Below are 7,134 nucleotides of genomic sequence, written 5' to 3'. Positions count from 1 at the left end.
GTCCATCCCCGCCTGACCACCCAGAATCCCCGACAACGACGCGTTCAACGCCTTCGTGATCTCGTCCGAACGCGACTTGAAGTCATCGAACGCGACCTTCCCCGCCCCGTTGAACTTCCCCTCCAACGGCTCCGCCGCCGCGATCAACTGCTGGATCAACGTCCCCAGATCCGTACTCGCACCCTGCGAATCCGACAACAACCTCGACAGGACCGACGCCCCCATATCGAACTTCACAACATCCCCCGTTCCACCGAACTCCACCGAGCACATCGCATACGTCGAACGAACGTACGCGTACGCCTCTGTCTATCAACCCCGGCATCGCTACTGCAATCTGCAATCGGCCAGATTGCGGCCGACGAAGAACTACGTCCCCTTCAGGTGCCGCACCAGCCTCTCGAAGTCCTGCCACCCCGACAGGTCCGAAGGGTCCCCCGGCAACGGGTAGTACAGCGCCTGCCTGGTCTTCGGGCCGAGCGGCACGGGCTGCTCGGCCAGCGGGGTGCGCCTCGCCCGGTCTCCCGGCATCGCGCGGACCTCCTCCGCACCCAGCACGAAGGCCAGCGGGACCCCCGGGCCCTCGAAGCGCGGCGGTACGGCCACATCGCGGCGCGCTTTGCGAAGTTGTACGAGCATCGACTGGAGGTGGTGGCGCGTGGCGAGCGCCTCGGCGACTGCGGGCAAGGCGTCCAGCGGAGGCTCCTCGCCGGAGCCGGAGCCGGAGCCGGAGCCGGAACCGGAACCGGTGCCGTAGCCGAACGCCAGGGTCACTTCCTCCTCCACGCCCGCCTTCGTCCGCGTGATGCGTACGGTCGCGATTCCCGGTCGCGCGCGACTTCCGACCACCACCAGCCAGGTCGGTTCCGGTGCCCGCTCGTACGCGACATCGGTCAGCCGGCGCGGCGACCAGGGAAGGGTCGCCGGTTCCGATGTGCCCCAACCGGCCGGCGGTTCGCCGGTCAGTTCGCGCCACACCGTCTCCAGGCCGCCTCCCAGTACCAGCCGCTCGTCCGCCGGGTGCACCATGCGGAAGGTCAGGGCCAGTTGGCGGTCGCCGTTGTCGTGAACCTCCTGGTACGCGGCCGCCACCGGCGTGCGCGGGTCGTCCTCCGTGGCGTCGGGGGAGAGGACCGGGTCGAACGCGCCGTCCTGCCAGCGCAGTACGGCGCCCGTCAGACCGTCGTAGTAGCCGTCCCGTTCGTCCTGGACGATCCAGCGGGACGGCCAGCCGCCCAGCGCGTCCCGTACGGCAGGGGAGAGCATCGTGCCCGCCGGGCTGACGATCTGGAGGCCGAGACCGGCCTCGGCCGCCGCGCGGAACGCGTCCGAGAGCCAGGCCGTCATGGCCACCACCGGGCGGTCCTGGATGACGACCGCGACCTTGTCGGTGAGCACGTCGATCGCCGGCTGGGCGGCGGCGGGTTCCGGCGCGACGCTCACGCCGTCGGTCTTCACCACGGCGATCGAACCGACCGCGTCCGGCGGCCAGGCGGAGCCGCCCACCAGCGTGGCCAGCCGGGCGGCGAACGTGCCCGCGAGCTGTTCCGCCTCCGCGACACCCGTCGTGGCGCGCGCCTCCGTCCACCAGTACGGGACCGGGGGCGCCGTGGTCCCGAGCAGCCGCTCTGCCTCCCCCTCGACGGAGACCAGCAGGGGCGCCTCCACGGAGACGAGCGGGCGGCCCTCCGCGTCGCAGAGCTGGATCACGGCCCCCTCGCCCCGGGTGCCCACCAGCTTGTCCGGGCCGCCGGAGAGCAAGCCCGCCAGTACGGCCCAGGGGTCGGGCATACGCGGTGTGAGGGCGATGACGTCCTTGGTCATGGCGTGGTCGTCCGGTCCTTTGTCGGTCTGCTGAAGAAATGCGGTGGGCTGCTGTGTCTCACATCGGCGCGTACACCGTCTGGATCAGGCGGTTCGGCTGACCCCTGCGGATGAACACGCCTCGTCCGGCTGCTTGTTGGGAGGCGTACACGCCGGGGAAGAGCTGGCCCTCGCTGCGGTCGCCCGCCATCAGCAGTGCCGAGGCCCCCGACTCCCGCAGACCCTGCACCAGCGGCTCGTACATGCCGCGCGACGCACCGGCGACCCGGCGCGTCAGGACGAAGTGGAGACCGGTGTCGGCCGCCGAGGGGATGTACGGGAGGAACGGCGACAGCGGGGACTGACCGGCGGTCGTGAGGACGTCGTAGTCGTCGACCAGGACCACGATGCGGGGGCCCGTGCCCCAGTTGCCCGGCTCCAGATCCTCCAGGCGGGCGTTCTCGTCGGGCAGCCGCTTCTCCAGTTCGGTCGCGATGGCCGTCGAAAGGCCCGCGCACAGCTTCGCGTTGTACGCGTAGCCTCCGTTGAACTCCTCCGGGACCGCACCGCGCAGCGAGCGCCGCGGATCCATCACGGCGAACACCAGATCGTCCTCGCCGTAGCGGTCGATGAGGCCGTGCGCGACGGTCCGCAGCAGGTTCGTCTTCCCGCATTCGCTGTCCCCCAGCACCAGCAGGTGCTGGTCGTGGCTGAACAGGTCGAGCAGTACGGGCGCGAGCGCCGACTGGTCGAGCCCGATCGGTACGCGCGTGGGCTCGGCCGCCGGTCCCGGCAGCGAGTGCGGTTCCAGGATGTGGGGCAACACCCGCACCGGCTGGGCCACTTCGCCGTTCCAGGTGGCCCGGACCGTGCGGGCGGTGCGCTCCAGGACCGCGCCGAGGTCCGTCGTGTCGTCGACCCCGTCCGTACGGGGGAGCGCCACGTGGGCGAAGAGCTTTCCGTCGGTGAGGACGCGGCCGGGCTCGTCGGGCGACAGGGTCTCCGCGAGCTTGCGGTCGATGCTGGACTCGCCGGGGTCGTTGAGGCGCAGCTCGACGCGCGTACCGAAGTTGGACTGGATGGCGATGCGTACGTCGTTCCAGCGCAGCATGCCCGCGACGACGTGGATGCCGTAACCGCCGCCGCGCTTGAGGATGTCGGCGATCGCGTCGTCCAGCTCGTCGAAGTCGTCGCGGAGCGCCCCGAATCCGTCGATGACGAGGAGGATCTCGGCCGATGCCAGTTCGGGCAGCCGGCCGGCCGCGTGCAGGGTGCGCAGTTGGTCGACCGAGTCGATGCCGTGCTCGCGGAAGAGGTCCTCGCGCAGCGCGAGCATCGTGCGGACCTCCTCGACGGTGCGCGCCGCCCGTTCCCGGTCGGCGCGGCCGGCGATGCCGCCGACGTGCGGCAGGCCCGACAGCGCCTGAAGGCCGCCGCCGACGAGATCGAGTCCGTAGACGCCGATCTCCCGCGGGGTGTGGGTGAGCGCGAGGGAGAGGACGAGCGTGCGCAGCAGGGTCGTCTTGCCCGACTGCGGTCCGCCGATCACCGCCGCGTGACCGCCTGCCACGGTCAGGTCCAGGAACCACTGCCCCTGCCACTGTCTGGCCGGGTCGTCGAGCAGGCCGACAGGGACGCGGAGGGGCGTCCGGCGTCCTTCGGCGGCCGCTCCGGTCAGTCGCATCCCGTTCGGCCCGATGTCCAGCGGACCGGCGACGGTGTCCAGTGCCGTGGCCGTGGGCAGCGGGGGCAGCCAGATGCTCCGTACGGCAGCGGCGGCTCCGGTCAACTGGTCGACCATGACGCCGAGTTCCGTCGGTCCTGTCTCGCGGCGGCGGGACGCGGGCTCCGGGGACTGCCGTGCCTCGTCGGGGCCGGCCAATGTGTTGAACGCCTCGTACGGCAGCGCCAGCGGGCCGGTGTCCTCCTCGTCCCGGCTGCGCACCGGACCTCGGTAACTCCCCGACACATAACCCGCCTTGAACCGCGCGTAATGACTCGTGTCGACCTTCAGATAGCCGAAGCCCGGCAGCGGAGGCAGGTGGAAGGCGTCCGGAGTGTCCAGGACCGTGCGGGACTCGTCGGCGGAGAAGGTGCGCAGGCCGAGCCGGTAGGAGAGATAGGTGTCCAGGCCCTTGAGCTTGCCGCCCTCGATGCGCTGGCTGGACAGCAGGAGATGGACGCCGATGGAGCGGCCGATCCGGCCGATGGAGAGGAACAGGTCGATGAAGTCCGGCTTGGCGGTGAGCAGTTCGCCGAACTCGTCGATCACCACGAACAGGTGCGGCAGCGGGTCCAGATCGGGCCGCTTCGCGGCGCGCAGCGCCGCGTAGTCCCCGATGTCCGCGACGTTCCCCGCGTCCTTGAGGGCCTGCTGCCGGCGCTTGACCTCACCGGCGAGCGAGGAGTGGACCCGTTCGACGAGCCCCGCCTGGTTCTCCAGGTTGGTGATGACCCCGGCCACATGCGGCAGCTCCGCGAACGGCGCGAACGTCGCCCCGCCCTTGTAGTCGACCAGCACGAGCGCCAGATCCTCCGGCGGATGCGTGGCCACCAGGGCGAGGACCAGGGTGCGCAGCAGCTCCGACTTGCCCGACCCCGTCGCGCCCACGCACAGACCGTGCGGGCCCATCCCCAGCTCCGAGGACTCCTTGAGGTCCAGCAGCACCGGCTCGTGGGAGTCGCTGATGCCGATCGGGACACGCAGGAAGGCGCGTTCGCCGCGCGGCGCCCACAGCCGGTCCAGGTCGAGCCTGGCCACGTCGTGGATACCGAGCATCGCCGCGAACTCCACCGGGCCGGACAACGGCGCGTCCACCAGGGACTCCGCGGACAGCCGCAGCGGCGCGAGCATCCGGGCCAGCCCCTCGGCGAACGGGATGCCCGCCTCGTCCACCGTGCCGTGCGCCTCGACCGGCTCCGGGGTACGCAGGTCCTCGACGGTCACGTCCGTACCGTCGACCGTGATCCGTACGCTGACGTGTCCCGGCTCCTGCACCCGCTGCTCCAGCAGATGCAGCACGGTGACGCCCATCTCCCGCAGGCCGACGGCGTCGTCCGGGCGCGGCAGATCGACGGCGTCCTCGCCGTGCCCGTCGGTGACGACGAGCAGCCGGGAGTTCATGGACAGCGCGTCCCGGCCAGCCAGGCCCCGGCGGACCTCGGCCGCGTACGAGGCCCGGCGGCGCAGCTCCGCCCCGATCTGCCGGGCGAGCTGCGGGGCGGAGGGCGCGATGCGGCGGGCGGCGACCGGACCGTCGAACTGCTCGGTGTCGAGCAGATGCGGCAGCCACTTGGCCCACTCCCAGTCGGCCATGCGGTCCCCCGGCGCCGCGAGGGCGATGGCCACGTCGTCGGGGGCGTGCAGGGCGGCCGTCTGGACCAGCAGGGCGCGGGCCACCCGCAGACAGTCCTCGCGGGGGCCGATCACACTGACGTTGCCGATCCGGTCCAGCGGGACGGTGAGCGGCAGCTCGGTGCCGTTGCGGAACCGGTTCACCAGCGCCGACGCCTCGTTGAGCATGAACAGGTCCGGCGGTGTGAGCACCGTCGACCCCGGCTCGGCGATCTGTAGATCCCGTACGGGCATCTCGCCGGTGCCGACCCGGACCCGCAGGAAGTCGTCGTCGACCCTGCGCCGCTCCCAGAGCCGCGACGGATCCCGCACGATGTCGTACAGGGCGTACGGCGGAGGGTTCAGGACATCGGCGCGCTCACGCCGCTCGCGCTCCTCGCCCGAAAGTTCCTCCCGCAGGTCCTCCACATAGGCGAGGTACGCCTCGCGCTGGGTGCGGCGCGTGCGCTGGGCCTTGCCCCGCTGTGAGAAGAGCAGGGCCACGGAGCCGATGACGGTGACCACGAGGATGATCGCGCCGAGGGCGGCGAACTGGCTGTTGCGGACGACCGTCATCATCACGACCGACGACATGACCCCGGCGACCGGCAGCAGCGACATGGCGATGTTGCCCGCCTTCCCCTCGGGGAGGTTGGGCGGGGCCTCGATGGTGCGGGGCGCGGGCGCGGCCGGCGGACGGGTGGTCCGGGCGGGGCGGTGAACCAGTCGGGTGCTCATGGGTGTTACCGGCGCTTCTGGGAGAGCTGGAAGACCTCGGCGGCCAGTCGGGCGGCGGCCAGCCGCGTCGGCCGGGCGAGCAGTTCGGTGCGGAGTTCTCCGCCTGCCGCCAGATGCCGGTCGTGGGGGAGGACATGGACGGCCGCACCGGTGGACCGGAGCTTCTCGGCGGCCGCCTCGACGTCGATCCCGGGGCGGGACGCCGTGCTGGTGAGCGCCACCACGGTCCCGGCGATCAGGTGGCGGGGCAGCCCCTGCATCCACTGGAGGACCGCATACGTACTGGTGATGCTGTCCAGCGTGGCGGGGGCGGCCAGCACCCGGGCCTGGGCGGCGGAGAGCGCGACGCGGGCGACCTCGGCGGGCAGCGTCTCGCAGTCGACCACGGTCACTCCGAAGTAGCGGCGCAGCGCCACCATGACCCGCTCGTACGCCGCCGTGTCCAGCATCGCCCCGATCCGGCCCTGACTGCCGGGCAGCAGCCAGGCGTTGTCGGGGAGCTGGACGAGATAGCCGGTGACGTCGAGCAGCGACATCTGCGGTTCCACGATGTCCGCCAGATCGGCCGTGGTCCAGCGCAGGGACTCGGCGCCGAGGCGCAGCGGGAGCGAGCCGAGCGCCGGGTCGGCCTCGACGAGGAGGACCGGATCGTGGCGGTAGTGCGCGTACGCCGTGCCGAGCAGAGCGGCCACCGTCGTCTTGCCGGCGCCGCCCCGGATGGAGGTGACGGCGATCTGTCGGCCGGTCGTCACCGGCTGCTGGATCTGCTCGGCGGTACGGGTCAGCTCGGCGACCTCGCGCGCCGTCGACGAGGAGACGATCCGGCGTACCGCGCGCGATATTCGGGCGGCGGCCGGCTCGCCCCGCTGTGGGCGGCGGGCCGTACCGGACAGCGCGCTGTCCACCACGGGGCGTGAGTCGGGGGAGCGGGCGGGGCGTTGCGTACGTGCTGGGGGAGCGGCGGATCCGGGTGAGGCGGGGGCGCTACGGCTCGGTGGCCGCGTTCCTGCCTCCGTACGCTCGTGGGGCTGGGGCTGGGGCTGGGGCGCGGGCTGGTGTTCCTGTTGTCTCTGCGCCGAGTGCTGCTCCCGCGCCGAAGGGTGGCTCTGCGCCGGGCCAGGGCCTTGCGCCGGGCCAGGGCTCTGCGCCGGAGCGTGGCCCTGTGCAGGGCCGTGACCCGTCGCCGGCTGCTGCGGAGGCGTACCCCTCAGATCGCGCAGCACGTCACCCTGCCAGTTGTTCGCGTTCGGCATGTCTGC

The 7,134-nt window shown here is 71.9% G+C and carries 3 protein-coding genes and 1 pseudogene; all 4 read right to left on the bottom strand.

Features of this window, described 5'->3' with window-relative positions:
• Nucleotides 1-237: pseudogene (locus tag A3Q37_RS32175) on the bottom strand (hypothetical protein); the annotation flags it as partial.
• 132 nt (nt 238-369) lie between these two features.
• Nucleotides 370-1,824 (bottom strand): DUF6177 family protein, encoded by a 1,455-nt coding sequence (locus tag A3Q37_RS32170; RefSeq protein WP_065490146.1) that lies wholly within the window; start codon nt 1,822-1,824, stop codon nt 370-372.
• Between the two features lie 58 nt (nt 1,825-1,882).
• On the bottom strand, nt 1,883-5,875 hold the full coding sequence (gene eccCa, locus A3Q37_RS32165; protein WP_065490144.1) for a type VII secretion protein EccCa: 3,993 nt from the start codon (nt 5,873-5,875) through the stop codon (nt 1,883-1,885).
• 5 nt (nt 5,876-5,880) lie between these two features.
• Complete coding sequence (locus tag A3Q37_RS32160) at nt 5,881-7,128, bottom strand: MinD/ParA family protein (protein ID WP_255312009.1); 1,248 nt, start codon at nt 7,126-7,128, stop codon at nt 5,881-5,883.
• Nucleotides 7,129-7,134: the final 6 nt, after the last annotated feature.

It is taken from the genome of Streptomyces sp. PTY087I2 (assembly GCF_001687325.1).
GTDB lineage: Bacteria > Actinomycetota > Actinomycetes > Streptomycetales > Streptomycetaceae > Streptomyces.
The sequence above is the reverse complement of the archived record's forward strand: the minus strand, read 5'-3'. Positions and strand labels throughout refer to the sequence as shown.

What these genes read in the sequence shown, in the direction of transcription:
- eccCa (WP_065490144.1), bottom strand. Translation starts at nt 5,875, where the DNA reads ATGAGCACCCGACTGGTTCACCGCCCCGCCCGGACCACCCGTCCGCCG.
- A3Q37_RS32160 (WP_255312009.1), bottom strand. Translation starts at nt 7,128, where the DNA reads ATGCCGAACGCGAACAACTGGCAGGGTGACGTGCTGCGCGATCTGAGG.
- A3Q37_RS32170 (WP_065490146.1), bottom strand. Translation starts at nt 1,824, where the DNA reads ATGACCAAGGACGTCATCGCCCTCACACCGCGTATGCCCGACCCCTGG.